At 63.8% G+C, this 14641-nt stretch carries 15 protein-coding genes; 10 read left to right on the forward strand and 5 right to left on the reverse strand.

From position 1 onward, the window contains the following. Positions 1-336: 336 nt before the first annotated feature. The 3 genes from AWB75_RS08935 to AWB75_RS08945 all read left to right on the forward strand — a co-directional run bounded on the left by AWB75_RS08935 (position 337) and on the right by AWB75_RS08945 (position 3229). The gene (locus tag AWB75_RS08935) at positions 337-1197 is read left to right on the forward strand and encodes a MurR/RpiR family transcriptional regulator (RefSeq protein ID WP_061123719.1); all 861 of its coding nucleotides are present in this window, start codon (positions 337-339) and stop codon (positions 1195-1197) included. A 137-nt stretch (positions 1198-1334) separates the two neighbouring features. Then, positions 1335-2666, forward strand: coding sequence for an aspartate aminotransferase family protein (locus AWB75_RS08940; RefSeq protein ID WP_061123720.1), 1332 nt, complete (start codon positions 1335-1337; stop codon positions 2664-2666). A gap of 8 nt (positions 2667-2674) precedes the next feature. Beyond that, entirely contained in the window at positions 2675-3229 is a 555-nt protein-coding gene (locus AWB75_RS08945; RefSeq protein WP_061123721.1) for a carboxymuconolactone decarboxylase family protein, read from the forward strand. A gap of 7 nt (positions 3230-3236) precedes the next feature. On the opposite strand, the gene AWB75_RS08950 is transcribed toward AWB75_RS08945, so the two are convergent. Then, positions 3237-4142, reverse strand: coding sequence for a glutamate/aspartate ABC transporter substrate-binding protein (locus AWB75_RS08950; protein ID WP_061123722.1), 906 nt, complete (start codon positions 4140-4142; stop codon positions 3237-3239). Positions 4143-4333: 191 nt separating this feature from the next. Between AWB75_RS08950 and AWB75_RS08955 the strand changes: the two genes are divergently transcribed. From AWB75_RS08955 to AWB75_RS08970, 4 genes are all read left to right on the forward strand, one after another. Continuing rightward, complete coding sequence (locus tag AWB75_RS08955; protein WP_061123723.1) at positions 4334-5011, forward strand: glycine zipper 2TM domain-containing protein; 678 nt, start codon at positions 4334-4336, stop codon at positions 5009-5011. A 136-nt stretch (positions 5012-5147) separates the two neighbouring features. Next, on the forward strand, positions 5148-5639 hold the full coding sequence (locus AWB75_RS08960) for a hypothetical protein (RefSeq protein WP_087086540.1): 492 nt from the start codon (positions 5148-5150) through the stop codon (positions 5637-5639). A gap of 372 nt (positions 5640-6011) precedes the next feature. After that, complete coding sequence (locus AWB75_RS08965; RefSeq protein WP_061123724.1) at positions 6012-7037, forward strand: IS110 family RNA-guided transposase; 1026 nt, start codon at positions 6012-6014, stop codon at positions 7035-7037. Positions 7038-7409: 372 nt separating this feature from the next. Continuing rightward, positions 7410-8030, forward strand: coding sequence for an isochorismatase family cysteine hydrolase (locus AWB75_RS08970; protein WP_061123725.1), 621 nt, complete (start codon positions 7410-7412; stop codon positions 8028-8030). A 7-nt stretch (positions 8031-8037) separates the two neighbouring features. Here AWB75_RS08970 and AWB75_RS08975 read toward each other — a convergent pair whose 3' ends face one another. From AWB75_RS08975 to AWB75_RS08985, 3 genes are all read right to left on the reverse strand, one after another. Then, a complete protein-coding gene (locus AWB75_RS08975; protein WP_235012046.1) occupies positions 8038-8385 on the reverse strand; it encodes a hypothetical protein in 348 nt (115 codons plus the stop codon). 56 nt (positions 8386-8441) lie between these two features. Next, positions 8442-8960: an outer membrane protein assembly factor BamE domain-containing protein gene (bamE, locus tag AWB75_RS08980; RefSeq protein ID WP_061123828.1), complete on the reverse strand. Its 519-nt coding sequence runs from the start codon at positions 8958-8960 to the stop codon at positions 8442-8444. 71 nt (positions 8961-9031) lie between these two features. Next, positions 9032-9964 (reverse strand): peptidoglycan DD-metalloendopeptidase family protein, encoded by a 933-nt coding sequence (locus tag AWB75_RS08985; protein ID WP_061123727.1) that lies wholly within the window; start codon positions 9962-9964, stop codon positions 9032-9034. Between the two features lie 504 nt (positions 9965-10468). Here AWB75_RS08985 and AWB75_RS08990 point away from each other — a divergent pair. Further along, positions 10469-10720, forward strand: coding sequence for a GlsB/YeaQ/YmgE family stress response membrane protein (locus tag AWB75_RS08990; protein ID WP_061123829.1), 252 nt, complete (start codon positions 10469-10471; stop codon positions 10718-10720). Positions 10721-10779: 59 nt separating this feature from the next. On the opposite strand, the gene AWB75_RS08995 is transcribed toward AWB75_RS08990, so the two are convergent. Further along, the gene (locus AWB75_RS08995) at positions 10780-11439 is read right to left on the reverse strand and encodes a DedA family protein (RefSeq protein ID WP_061123830.1); all 660 of its coding nucleotides are present in this window, start codon (positions 11437-11439) and stop codon (positions 10780-10782) included. Positions 11440-11642: 203 nt separating this feature from the next. Here AWB75_RS08995 and mutL point away from each other — a divergent pair, with 203 nt between their 5' ends. After that, positions 11643-13616, forward strand: coding sequence for a DNA mismatch repair endonuclease MutL (gene mutL / locus AWB75_RS09000; RefSeq protein WP_061123728.1), 1974 nt, complete (start codon positions 11643-11645; stop codon positions 13614-13616). Next, entirely contained in the window at positions 13613-14554 is a 942-nt protein-coding gene (miaA, locus tag AWB75_RS09005; RefSeq protein WP_061123729.1) for a tRNA (adenosine(37)-N6)-dimethylallyltransferase MiaA, read from the forward strand. The genes mutL and miaA overlap by 4 nt, the downstream gene beginning before the upstream one ends. Positions 14555-14641 lie beyond the last annotated feature (87 nt).

Here is a 14641-nt window from a genome sequence, read left to right on the forward strand (position 1 = left end):
GCCACCGCATGCACCGCCGGCGCGGTACTCGACGCCGTATGCGTGCATCTTGCAGCGCCTCTGCCCCGCGCCGGGCCGCTACCGTGAGCCATTGCAAACTCAGCCACCGCGATGAAGACACCAATTTGTAGGAATTCTTATTCATCTTGTTGTTCAGTCGCGTGCGACGCATGCATGTGTTCGGGGTCGGGCGGGTATTTGTCCGGCATCAAACCCGCGCCATATTCCAACCGGTCCTATTTTGGCTGGCTCTCGCAGGGCGAAGCGCCAAACGCCTGTCAACCGCCGACGGCGTGTTTAAATAGCGCATCCGCTGCGCCCCATCACGAGCCCAACGTGCCCACCTTCGATCAACTCGCCGCGACCATCCGCGACCGCTTCCCCGACCTGAGCCCGCAATTCCAGGCGGGCGCCGCGTTCCTGCTCGACTACCCCGACGAAGTCGCCGTCCTCTCGATGCGCAAGGTCGCCGAACGCGCGAAAGTCCAGCCCGCCGCGATGGTCCGTCTATCGCAGCAGCTCGGTTTTCCCGGCTGGAACGAGTTGCGCGAAATCTTCGTGAGCCGCGTGCGCACGCGCCCCGAACCGCTGACTACGCGCGCGCGCTCGCTCGTCAAAAGCGGCGCCGACAATCACCTCAACCGCGATCTCGCCCAAGCCCAGGCGCACAATCTCGAGCTCACGCTGGCGCAAAACGCCGAGAGCGTCGTCGAGGCGGCGAAGACATTGAAGAAGGCGCCGCACGTGCATGTCGCGGGTTTTCGATCGTGCTATCCCGTCGCGTTCGGCCTGCTCTACGGCTATCGGCTGTTTCGTCCGACCGTCAGCCTGATCTCGGGCGAAGCCGGCACGCTCGAAATGCAGTTGCGCGGCATCGAAAAACGGCACGCGACCGTGGTCGTCAGCTTCGCGCCATATTCCGTCGAAGCGGTGCGCGTCGCGCAGGCGGCGATCGAGCGCGGCGCGAAGCTCATCGCGCTCACCGACAGCGCCGTATCGCCCATCGCGTTGAATGCGGATCACACGCTGATCTTCTCGCACGAGTCGCCGTCGTTCTTTCCGTCGCTCGTCGCGGCATCGGCGCTCGCCGAAATGCTCGTCGCGCAACTGCTCGCGCTCGAAGGCAAGGACGCGATCGCCAATCTCGAACAAGCCGAGGCCGCGCTCCATTCGCAAGGCGCTTACGCGGCAAGCTAGCCGATCCTCGCGTTTGCCGTGCGCAGCATCGAAAGCTGCGCATGCGTTGCCAACGCACGCGCCATTGACAACATATGTTGTTATTGAGCTAGAATGATACATCGCGTGTTGTGCACGCACTTACAAGGCAAGGCACCATGACCACGGTATTTCATCGCGCGCCGCGCGCCAGGCTTCCCGTCGCCGTGCGCGGCGACGGCATCGAGATCGTCGATTCGGACGGCAAACGCTATATCGACGCGTGCGGCGGCGCGGCGGTCTCGTGTCTCGGCCACAGCCATCCGCGTGTGATCGAAGCGATCCAGCGCCAGGTGCAGCAATTGCCCTACGCGCATACTTCGTTCTTCACGACCGAACCCGCTGAAGCACTCGCTGATTTCCTCGTCGACCACGCACCCAAGAATCTCGGTCACGTGTATTTCGTGTCCGGCGGCTCGGAAGCGATGGAAGCGGCGCTCAAGCTCGCGCGTCAGTATTTCGTCGAAAAGGGCGAGCGCGAGCGGCGGCATTTCATCGCGCGGCGGCAGAGCTATCACGGCAACACGCTCGGCGCGCTCGCGATCGGCGGCAACGCGTGGCGCCGCGAGCCGTTCCTGCCGATCCTCATCGAAGCGCACCACGTCACGCCCTGCTTCGCGTATCGCGAGCAGGAGGCGGGCGAAAGCGACGAAGCCTTCGCGCAGCGTCTCGCCGACGAACTCGAAGCGAAGATTCTCGAACTCGGGCCGGAGTCGGTGGCGGCGTTCGTCGCGGAGACGGTCGTCGGTGCGACGGCGGGCGCGGTGCCGCCGGTGCGCGAGTACTTCCGCAAGATCCGCGCGGTCTGCGACAAATACGGCGTGCTGCTGATTCTCGACGAAGTGATGTCGGGCATGGGCCGCACCGGCCATCTCTTCGCTTGCGAGGAAGACGGCGTCGAACCCGACATTCTCGCGATCGCGAAGGGGCTCGGCGCGGGCTATCAGCCGATCGGCGCGACGCTCGTGTCCAACGAGATCTTCGATACGATCGTCGGCGGCTCGGGGTTCTTTCAGCACGGTCATACCTATATCGGTCACGCGACGGCGTGCGCGGCGGCCCTCGAAGTGCAGAAGGTCATCGCGGAAGACAAGCTGCTCGACAACGTGAAGGCGCGCGGCGAGCAACTGCGCGCGCTGTTGCGCGAGCGGCACGCGAATCATCCGTTCATCGGCGATGTGCGCGGGCGCGGCCTCTTCACCGGCGTCGAGCTCGTACAGGATCGCGCGAGCAAGGCGCCGTTCGATCCGAAGCACAAGCTGCATGCGCTCATCAAGAGCGAGGCGATGAAGCGCGGCCTCATGGTCTATCCGATGGGCGGCACCGTCGATGGCCGAATCGGCGATCACGTGCTCATCGCGCCGCCCTTCATCACGACGGGCGCGCAGATCGAAACCATCGTCGAGCGGCTCTCCGATGCGATCGACGGCGCGCTTGCCTCTATCGCCTGAGAACGATCATGAAAAAGCGACTTCCCGACTTCGACGCCGCCACCGCATCCGACGAACAAAAAGCCGTGCTGCAGGACATCCTGAGCGGTCCGCGCGGCAATCTCAACGGTCCGTTCCTCGGCTGGATCTTCAGCCCGGAGCTCGCGCAGAACGCACAAAAACTCGGCGCGTTCTGCCGCTACAAGACGGGCCTGCCGCTGCGCCTTTCGGAACTCGCGATTCTGGTGACCGCGGCGCGCTGGCGCTCACAGGCGGAATGGCACATCCATCATCCGATCGCGCTCGACGCCGGCCTGCCCGCCGAACTCGCCGAAGCGCTGCGCACCGGCCAGACGCCCGTTTTCGCCGATGCGGACGACAAGCTCATCCACGATTTCGCGACCGAACTCTATGAAACGAAGCGCGTGAGCGACGGAACCTACGACGCCGCCGTCGCGCGCTTCGGTCATACGGTGGTGGTGAATCTCGTCGGACTGCTGGGCTATTACGCGCTCGTCGCGATGACGCTCAACACGTTCGGCATGCGCGCCGAAGGGCAAAGCAGCTTGCCCTTCGCGGAATGAACGATCGTCATTCGAACGCCTTGTCGTTCGGCTCGGCGTAGAGCTTCTGCATCGTCTCGCTCATCGGGAAATCGAAATTGATGTTCTTCGGCGGCACGGGCTTCATGAACCACTTGTCGTACATCGTCCTGATCTCGGGGCTTTTCATGACCTGGCTCATCGTGTCGTCGACGAGCTTTTTGAACTCGGGATCGTCCTTGCGCATCATGAAGCCGTACGCCTCCGACGACTGCGGCGTGCCGACCAGCACCCAGTCCGAAGGCTTCGCCGTCAGCGAGCGCGTGCCGGCGAGCAGCACGTCGTCCATCATGTAAGCGACGGCGCGCCCGGTCTCGAGCGTCGCGCGCCCTTCGCCATAGTCCTTCGCGCTGATGATGCTCATGTTCATCTTCTTCTCTTCGTTCATTTTGCGAAGAATGCGCTCGGACGTCGTGCCCTGATTCGTCACGACGGTCTTGCCCGCCAGATCGGGAAAGTCCTTGATGCCGGAATCCTTCTTCGTGAGCAGACGCGTCGTCGCGACGAAGAACGTATCGGAGAAAGCGACCTGGTTCTGCCGCGACGTGAGATTGGTCGTCACGCCGCATTCGAGATCGACCGTGCCGTTCTGCACGAGCGAAATGCGGTTCTGCGACGTCACCGGAATGAAGCGCACGCGTAAATCGGGATGTTTCGTCTTCGCCTTGACCGCGTCGATCACCTTGTTGCACAAATCTTGCGAGAAGCCGATGACATTGTTGTTCGCATCGACATAAGAGAACGGCACGGACGTCTCGCGATGGCCGATCGCGATCAGATTGACGCCCTGAACCTTGGCGAGCGTACTCTGGCCGTCCTGTCCGTAGCTCGCGCCCGTGACGAGCGAAAGCGCGGCGAACGCGACAGCGGATGCGACGAGCGGCGTGGATTTCATGACGTTCTCTTTTCAGGATGGAATGATACATATGTTGCCATCGACAAAATTAGCGCAACATATGTATTCACCCTTATCCACGTCACGCCATTGTGACGCTGCGAGTTTTGCTTACAAATGTCACAGCAATCGCGTGCACCGCGCGCGTTGCACGGCGTTATAGCTGGCAGGCACCTACAGGAGTCGCCGCCATGAACGCCGCAACCGAGATTCAAACGAAGCCGTCCCGCATTCACCCGCTCGTCGCGGCCGCCGCCGTGTCAGTCATCCTCGCGTGCGGCACGGGCGTCGCGGCGATGACGGGCCTGCTGCCATCGTCGAAGGCGACGGCCGCCGCGGTTATGGCCTCGCCGCTCGTCGATTCGCAAACGGCCAAACCCGCCACCGAGCCCGCTGCAAAGCCCGTAACGCAATCCGCGCCGCAACAGCCCGCATCGCTGCCGCGCGCCGTGCGCGGACATCATCCGACGCCGGTTCACCGGCCCGCGCCTGAACCATCGAGCGCTTCCTATACACCCGCCGCCGCGCCTGCCTACGATCCGTACGCCGGCGAAGTGACCGCCGTGAACGCCGTCCAGACCGCCCAGCCGACGACCGGTCTCGGCGCAGTAGGCGGCGCGGTGGTCGGGGGGCTCGCGGGCACGCAGATCGGCAATGGCCGCGGACGCACGGCGGCGACGATCATCGGCGCGATCGGCGGCGGGCTGGCGGGCAATCAGATCGAGCACGCGGTTCACAAGACGACGACGTATCAGGTGCAGGTCCGCATGAACGACGGCAGCGTGCGCAGCTTCAACTACGAGGCCGCGCCCGGCGTGGCGGTCGGCCAGAAGGTGCATGTGTCCGGCGAGACGCTGACGCCCGCGTGAGAAAGCGTTCGCAAGCCTTAAGACGCGCCTAATTTTCCAGTGCGATGATGCTTTCCACGTTCAACGCATCCAGTCCGCATGCAGCGGCGCGGCGACCGGCCCGGTCCACGCAAAAAGCCTTTTCGGGAGCACTGTCGTGAAGAAGAAAACGACGAACAAGAAGTCCAGCCGTCCGGCGATGTCGCCGCTGCTGCGCGCATTGACCTACAGCCGTGCGGCGCGCGAGCCGATGATCGACGCGATGCTGCTGCAATGCTATGCGGCGCTCGACGCGTTTCATCGCGGCCATGGCTCGCAGCCGCTTTTCCTGTCGCTCTGCCGTCACATGCTGGTCGCGGAGGAGCTGTGCCAGCTCGGACATGTGCCGGAGGCCGAGCACGGGATCACGCTCGCGCACGAAGCGCTCGTCGCACTCGACGCGCGTCACGCGGCCGAAGCGGCGTGGACGCTCGACGCTGACGAACACGCCCGGCTTTGCGCGGCGCTCGACCTGTTCGCCCAGCAACTCGAAGAAGCGACACTCGAACATATCGCGCAGGCCGAGGCGAGCATGGTCACGCAATCGCTCGTCGCGGCGAACATGCGTTCCGGCATCGCGCATGCGCAGCCGGTGTCGTCGGCAGGCTGAAGACCGGGCGTGAATCAGGACTTTCCCCCAATACGCTTATCAATTTGCGAATGTGTTTGCGAGCGTACATTGTTATGACACGAGCTCGGCAATACTCATTCCAGCGCACGGGGGGAAGCAGCAAAACGCGCCGAGAGACCGAAGAACAGGAAGGACGGCACTCCGCCGGGTCGTGAGTGAAAGCAGAGCGCAACAACAAGATCAAAGCGCGAGTTTTTGCCAACGACGCGGCGAGTCGCAGGTGAAGGAAGCCATCGTCCCGACAAAGAAGCTCAAAAGCCGGCGTTCGCCGGCTTTAATGAGATGGTCAGCCTGACCGAAATGGCCCGATTGGCATACGCTGATCGGGCCATTTCCTTTTGAGAGGCCATCATGTCAAACGCGACGCTTATCGGCATCGATCTGGGCAAGCACTGCTTTTTCCTGCACGCGCAGGATGCGCGCGGCGCGCAGGTGTGGCGCAAGAAGATGACGCGCAAACAACTCTACGTATGTTTAGCGAGCTGCCCCGTTGCCGTCATAGCGATGGAAGCTTGCGCAGGCGCGCATTGGCTGGCCCGCAAATGTCAGGCTTATGGACATCAGGTTCGTTTGATCGCGCCACAGTTCGTCAGGCCATTCGTCAAAGGCAACAAGACCGATTTCGCCGATGCCGAGGCCATCTGCGAAGCCGCCTCGCGTCCCGCCATGCGGTTCGTTGCAGTCAAGACGGCCGAGCAACAGACGCTGCTCGCCCTACATCGGAAGCGTGAATCGCTCGTTGCCGAACGCACGGCAACCAGCAATCAGATTCACGCATTCCTGCTTGAGTTCGGTATCGATCTGCCGGTCGGCGCATTGGCCATCACCCGCTTGCCGGTGCTGCTCGATGATCCGGTGCACGCACTCCCGCCCGCGATCGTGAGCGTGTTGCTACGCCTGCATCAGCGCTACGCACAATTGGGCGGCGAAATCGCCGAGCTTGAGACTCAGATCAAGCAGCAGACGATCGATGATGAAGCCGGCCGACGCCTGCTCACCATTCCTGGAATCGGCCCGATCACCGCCAGCAGCTTGCTTGCGATGGCGGGCGATGCGCGTGCGTTTAAATGCGGCCGAGACTTCGCCGCGTCCCTGGGATTGGTGCCGCGCCAGCATTCGACTGGCGGCCGAGCGAACCTGCTGGGCATTTCCAAACGGGGCAACAAGCAGATGCGCAGCTTGCTCGTGCAAGGCGCGCGAGCCGTGATGCGTTACGCCGATCGCCGAACGGATGCATTGGGTCGCTGGCTGCAGGCGTTGCTGCTACGTCGTCATAGCAACGTCGTGGCCTGCGCACTCGCCAACAAAATGGCCAGAATCGTTTGGGCGATTCTGGCCAAGGGCGGCGAATACCGGGCGCAACCAGCGATCGCCTGAACCGTCTTACCGCCTGCTTTTGCGACCACTAACCTGTGATGAAGATAAACGGCTCACGACCCGACTGAAAACCTGATAAATGATCCAGTCCTGCAGACTGAGGCTTTTTTAAGGACAGTCGGGTGCGGCTTCTCATCGAGGGCCGGGCGCTCTGATCCGCGCCCATTTCGAGCCCGGATACATTTGCGCAAGCCCTTTTATCTTAGTGCACGGTTCGAGGTTGCAAAGTGACGGCTGACCATACATTTCTTTTTCCGTGATGCCCGCGTTGCACGGTTTGCGATGTCCGCCGCCTGGCGCGCGTAACATGAGCCGACGCCGAACCGCGCGTATTGGCGCGGTGGTTCCCGATGTAGCGAGCGGAGACAGACAATGAGCGCTTATCCGAACGACCGCACGGCTCTGCTGTTCGTGGACCCTTACAACGACTTTCTCGCCGATGGCGGCAAGCTCTGGCCGCGCGTCGCGCAGACGCGCAACGCGGCGCATCTGCACGAAAACCTGAAGCGCGTGACCTCGGCCGTGCGGGGGCTCGGCCTGCCCGTGTTCATCGTGCCGCATCGACGTTTCGAGCCAGGCGACATCGACGCGTGGGCGCATCCGTCGCCGTATCTGTCGACGGCGGCGCAATCACTCGTCTTCGGCAAGGGAACATGGGGCGGCGAGTGGTTTCCGGCGTTCGCGCCGCAGCCCGGCGATGTCATCGCGAAAGAGCACTGGATGAGCAGCGGCTTCGCGAACACCGACCTCGATTTCCTGCTGAAGCAGCGCGGCATTTCGCACGTGATCCTGATCGGGCTCGTTGCGAATACGTGCATCGAAGCGACGGGACGGTTCGCCGCCGAACTCGGTTATCACGTCACGCTCGTGCGCGACGCGACCGCCGCCTTCTCCGACGAAGCGCTGCACGCCGCGCACGAAATCAACGCGCGCACCTTCGCGCACGCGCTACTGGCGACGGACGAACTGATCGCGGCGCTGAACGGCGCCTGAGCCGGAATCAGCGATAGCTGGCAAACACCATCCGCGCGCATTGGGTGCACCAGTGGCGCGATGCCGCGTCAGGATGGGCGTCCCAGACATGGCCGTAGGCGCATTTCCAGTTCAAGGGCGTCGCGGCGTCCACATAATGGTGGGAGAGCAGCACGCCGCCGCGCACGTCCGCCAGTTCGCGCAAGCGCCTGGTCTCGAGGTCGCGCCGCTCGGACGCGCAATTCATGCAGCGCACATTCTGCGTGATGTCGAGCGTCTTGTCCCAGCGATGGCCGCGTCCGCATTCCCAGACCGGAACCGGTTTCTGACCGGCGTTTTTGAGCATCTGCTCGCGATAACTCGCCGCTTCGTCCATCAGCCGAAGACGGGTTTCGAGAATAGGAGAATCGGTCATCGTACGTATATGTGAGATCAGCGCTGGCCGCCGCGGATCGACTCGGAGCGTGACGTCGTCACGACAGTGCCTTCGGGTCCGAAATGGGCGTTGAACATGGCGTCCTGATTGACGCCGTCTTCGAGCCAGTGCCAGCTCCAGACGCGCTCCTTCTTCAGCCGGTATTCCGCGATCTCGGTTGGCTTGCCGAGCAGTCTGCGGACTTCGTCCATCGTCATGCCGGGCCGCACCTTTGCGATATTCTCCGCGGTCAGCACCTGCGTCACGGAGACGAAGCGGCCGTTCGCATCGAGATCGACCATATAGGTGTTCGTGCCCGCCGGCCCACGCGGATATTCGAGCCGCTTGCTGCCATCGGTGAAGGTGCGCTCGGTCTCGGGCTCGCCCATCTGATCGCGTATCTGCGCTTCGGTCGTGATCCCCGGCTGCAGGTTCTTGAGGAGCAGATTGTCCGGCTTAACCGCATTGAAAAACGCCTTGAGCTTGTTCAACGCTTCCTCGCTCTGCTGCTGATCGCAGCCGGACAGCAGCGACATCGACACCGCCGCGGCCAGCGCGGCAATCACGGTCTTTTTCACCTCGATACTCCCTTTGCGCGCGCGCCGGATCAGCCGCCGGCGGCGCCGAGCAGCGGCATCGGATCGACCGCGGCGCCCGACTTCCTCACTTCGAAATGCAGCGCCGGCGTGCCGCTCGGCCCGGTGCCCATATCGGCGATCGTGGAGCCCTGCTTGACGGAATCGCCTTCCTTCACGAGCAGTTTCTCGTTATAGGCATAAGCGGTCAGATAATCGTTGCCGTGTTTGACGATGATCATGCGCCCGTAGGAGCGCAAGCCGCTGCCCGCGTACACGACCTTGCCGGCGGCCGCCGCCTTGACGGGCTGCCCGACCTTGCCTTCGATATCGATGCCCTTGTTGCCGCTCGCGCCGAACTTGCGCACGACCTCGCCATGCACGGGCCAGACGAACGTGCCCTTGGGCGCGTTCGCGGCGACGGCGGGCTGATGCTCTTCGCTCGCCGCAGGTTTTTCCGTCGCCGGCTTCTGGGCCACGGATTTTTCCGGCGTGGGCAAGAGCGGCGGCTGCGCGATCTTCGACGGCGTGGAGGCCGCGGCAGCGCTCGATGGCGCCGATGTACCCGGCTGCGTCACGCGCAGCACCTGCCCGACATTGACCTGCCTGCTTTCGGGCAGATTGTTCCACTTCGCCAGATCGGCGGGCTTCTGCTTGAAGTTGCGCGAAATGGCGTAGAGCGTATCGCCCGGCTTCACGCGGTAAAAGCCCGGCTCGACGGATGCAGCCGCGCCCGTGGCCGGCCCGAGCGGCACGACTGGCGCCGGCGTCACGCTTGGCGACGTGCTCTGCACGACCGGCGGCGCGCTCAACGCCGAATTCTCGACGATCGGCGCGGGCGTGCGCGGCGTCGATGTACATCCCGCCAATCCGGCCGCAATCGCCGTCACGAGCGTCATGCTCGCAATTGCCGCGCGGGGCTTCGGTCCGCATGCTTTCTTGTGCGCCATCACCAGCTTTTCCATGCTCGTCGTCTTGACTCTTCTAACTTGTCTGCCGCGCTCGCACGCGGCGCCCTCATCACGAACAAATGTTCAAGCCGACGCCGTATATCGCGGTGCCGACGCATTGAAAGATGCCGCAGCCCGATATCGGCGCCGTGAGCGCGAGAACGGCGAACGCCTTCGCCACCGCCCGTGCCCGCTCGCCCCAAACGAATCCCAAAATCTGAAGAAACACAAACCCCGCCAGCATAAAACATTACAGAACTAATTTCGTCACAGTGACCTAAACGACACACTTCGCGAAATGGCCGACATAACCCTTTGGCATTCTAAATTTTTGACGTAAACCGCCGGAGCTCGCGGCGTCTGCCGCCGAGATTCATCGCGTCCGATTGGCTTGACAATCTGTGACAGTCATCATGCCCCCCGCCGCCGTCATTTCCGCTACATTCCCCGCGCCCGGGTGCAGGCGCCGCCCGCATCCCGCCATTCTCAATTTCACAGGAGTTTCAGCGTATGCAAATCATGCAACACGGCATCATCCTCAGTCTGATCATCGGCGGCGTGGCCGGCTGGCTCGCCGGTCTCATCATGAACGGCAGCGGCTTCGGCGTGATCGTCGACATCATCGTGGGCATCGTCGGCGGCGTCATCGGCGGATGGCTCTTCGGCACGCTCGGCATCTCGTTCGGCGGCGGCATCTTCGGGACGCTGATCACGGCCGTCATCGGCGCGGTGGTGCTGCTTTTCATCGTCCGCCTGTTCCGCCGCCGCTGAAGCGGCTCACGGCGCGCGCGAGGCCGTCGTCCGGCGGCCTCGCGGCAGTCGATTCAACCTCATGCCTTCGAATTGCGACGGCTCATCTTCCACAGCGCGCCGATCGCGACCGGCACGATCGCCGCACCGATGCCCACCAGCACGATCACGTTCAGATACTGCTTGATGAACGGAATGTTGCCGAAGAAGTAGCCGAGCAATACCAGCAGCAGCACCCAGATGAGCGCGCCCATAATATTGAAGAGCTGAAAGCGCGCGTGACTCATCGACGAGACGCCCGCAACGAACGGCGCGAAGGTCCGCACCACCGGCACGAAACGCGCGATCACGATGGTCTTGCCGCCGTGCTTCTCGTAGAAGTTATGCGTCTTCTGAAGCGCCGCCCGGTCGAGAAAGCGTTCGAGCACGGGGATGTTCGTGTCGAAGACTTTCGGCCCGATCGCTCGCCCGATCCAGTAATTCACCGTGTTGCCGAAGACCGCCGCGACGAGCAGCAGCGCGATCAGCGCGAACAGATCCATCTCGTGCGATGCGGCGAACGCGCCGCCGATGAACAGCAGCGAATCGCCCGGCAGGAACGGAAACACGACGAGCCCGGTTTCGCAGAACACGATCAGGAACAAGACCGCGTAGACCCAGGCGCCGTAATTCTGGATGAAGACACCGAGCGACTTGTCGATGTGAAGGATGAGTCCCAGGAATTGCAGCAGCGTGTCCAAAAAGCTTTCCTCGAAAGAAATTGCGCCGGCGCCGCAAAAAAGGCGCATCGGCAACGAACGTGGGAGTCGCGCCATGATACCGAAGTGACGCGTCGCGCCGGTTAAAAAACCGTGTCCCGACGCTCACATGCGTCAGGTTGGCGGACTTGGACGGATGCGGACCCGCGAAGAAGGCGATGGGTCGCGAACGTTATAATTTCGTCATGGCCGATCTCAACGAACCCTTCGCCGGCGCCGCAGCCGACAGCTCGGCAGCCGCTTTGACAGGCGATGACGCGCGCCGTTCGCGCGCCATCGCCCCGCTGCCCGACCAGCTCATCAGCCAGATCGCGGCGGGCGAGGTCGTGGAGCGGCCGGCGTCGGTGGTCAAGGAACTGCTGGAAAACGCGCTCGACGCGGGCGCGCGCACGCTGCGCATCACGCTCGACGAAGGCGGCGTGAAACGTATCATGGTCGCCGACGACGGCTGCGGCATTCCGCCGAACGAACTTCCGCTCGCGCTGATGCGCCACGCGACGAGCAAGATCCGCTCGCTCGCCGAGCTCGAAGCCGTCGCCACGCTCGGGTTTCGCGGCGAGGCGATCGCGTCGATCGCGTCCGTCGCCGAGTTGTTCATCACGAGCCGCACCGAAAGCTGCCCGCACGCCACGCGCATCGACGCGCAGACCGGCGCGATCTCACCCGCCGCGGGCACCGTCGGCACCACGATGGAAGTGCGCGAGCTGTACTTCAACACGCCCGCGCGCCGCAAGTTCCTGAAAAGCGAGCAGACCGAGCTCGGGCATTGCCTGGAAGTGATCCGGCGCACGGCGCTCGCACGGCCGGACGTGGCGATTTCGGTGATGCACAACGGCCGCGCCGTCGAGCACTGGAACGCGAGCGATCCGCAGGCGCGCGTCGCGAAGATTCTCGGCGAAGTGTTCGAAACCTCGCATCTGCCGCTCGACGAGCGCGCCGGACCGCTTGCCGTGTATGGCTGCGCGGGCTTGCCGACCGCGAGCCGCGGCCGCGCCGATCAGCAATATTTCTTCGTGAACGGCCGCTTCGTGCGCGACAAGCTGCTCACGCACGCCGTGCGCGCCGCGTACGAGGACGTGCTGCACGGCAACCGCTATCCCGCGTACGTGCTGTTTCTCGATCTGCCGCCCGAGTCGGTCGACGTGAACGTGCATCCGTCGAAGATCGAAGTGCGCTTTCGCGATTCGCGCTCGATCCACCAGTACGTCTTTCACGCCGTGCAGCGCGCGCTCGCGCGGCATGCGGGCGCGTCGCCGGAGACTACATCGGGCGGGCACGCGGCGCAGTTGCAGCCGACCGGGCCGGCATCGTTCAGTGCGAAGCCTTTCACCAGCGCGCCGGAAACGCTGAGCCTGAGAAGCGAGAACGGCTCGACATGGATGCGTCAGTCGCGCATGACGCAAGGCACGCTGCCGGTCGCGCAGCCGCTCGCGCTGTACGACGCGCTCTTCGGCCGCAAGGATGCCGGCGCGGGCACGCTTGACGCGACGACCACGCGCGATGAACCGTCGCCGGCTGTGGCGTGGGCAGCAGAGGAAACGCCCGCTTACCACGCGCCGCTCAATAGCAACGACGAACAGCCGCTCGGCTTCGCCGTCGGCCAGATTCACGGCATCTATGTGTTGGCGCAGAACGCACGCGGACTTGTCATCGTCGACATGCACGCGGCGCACGAGCGCATTCTCTACGAACAGTTCAAGCACGCGCTCGTGGATCGCGCGATCGCGGTGCAGCCGCTGCTCATTCCCGTGACAATGACGGCCGAGCCGGTCGAAATCGGCATCGTCGAGGAAGAGCGCGACACGCTCGACGCGCTCGGCTTCGATCTCGCGGTGCTTTCGCCGACATCGATCGCGATTCGCGCCGTGCCCGCGCTCTTGAAGGATGCCGATCTGCAGTCGCTCGCGCGCGCCGTGCTCGCCGATCTGCTGGCTTACGGCGGTTCGCGCGTGCTCACCGAACGCCAGCACGAACTGCTCGGCACGCTCGCCTGCCACAACGCGGTGCGCGCGAATCGCCGCCTCACGCTCGATGAAATGAACGCGCTCTTGCGCCAGATGGAAGCGACCGAGCGCGCGGATCAGTGCAATCACGGCCGGCCGACGTGGTATCAGTTGACACTCGCCGATCTCGACCGGCTTTTCATGCGCGGACAATGAGCCTTTTGCCGGTAGCCTGTCTGCTCGGACCGACGGCGTCTGGAAAGACCGCCGCCGCGCTCGCGTTCGCGGCGCGGCATCCGGTCGAGATCGTCAGTGTGGATTCGGCGCTCGTCTATCGCGAGATGGATATCGGCACGGCGAAGCCGAGCGCGGAGGAGCGTGCGGCGGCGCCGCATCATCTGATCGACATCATCGATCCCGCCGATACGTATTCCGCCGCGCAGTTTCGCGCGGACGCGCTGCGGCTCGTCGACGAGATCGTCGCGCGTGGCAAGGTGCCGTTGCTGGTCGGCGGCACGATGCTGTACTACAAGGCGCTGACGCAAGGCCTCAACGACCTTCCCTCCGCCGACGCCGACGTGCGCGCCGCGCTCGATGCCGACGCCGAGCGCGACGGCTGGCCCGCGTTGCATGCGCGTCTGGCCGTGGTCGACCCGTCGACGGCCGCGCGGCTCGCACCGAACGATTCTCAGCGCATTCAGCGCGCGCTCGAAATTTTCATGCTGTCCGGCAAGCCGATGTCCGCGCTGCTCGCCGCGCCGCGTTCGCAGGACGCGGATACGCCGTATCGCTTCGTGCCGATCGCGCTGGAGCCGTCGGATCGCGCGGTGCTGCACGGGCGTATCGAGGCACGCTTCGATGCGATGCTCGCGCACGGTTTCATCGACGAAGTTCGCGCGTTGCGTGCGCGCGGCGATCTGAATCTTTCGATGCCGTCGATGCGCTGCGTCGGCTATCGGCAGGCGTGGGAGTACCTCGACGGCGCCTTCGCTTACGACGAAATGTGCGACAAGGGCGTGTTCGCGACGCGGCAGTTGTGCAAGCGGCAGTTGACGTGGTTGAGGGCGATGCCGGAGAGAGTCGTCGTGGATTGCTGCGCGGAGGACGCGACAGAGCGGGCGGTGGCAGCCATCACGCGAACTGCGAAAGTCTGAAAAGTCATATCGAAAGCTTGCGCACGATCGTTTCTTGAGCTTAGCATTCAAGCGCTTCGCCGAGCGGCGTGTTATCGCGCCGGCTGT

The sequence above is a fragment of the Caballeronia catudaia genome, assembly GCF_001544755.2.
In the GTDB taxonomy this organism is placed as follows: domain Bacteria; phylum Pseudomonadota; class Gammaproteobacteria; order Burkholderiales; family Burkholderiaceae; genus Caballeronia; species Caballeronia catudaia.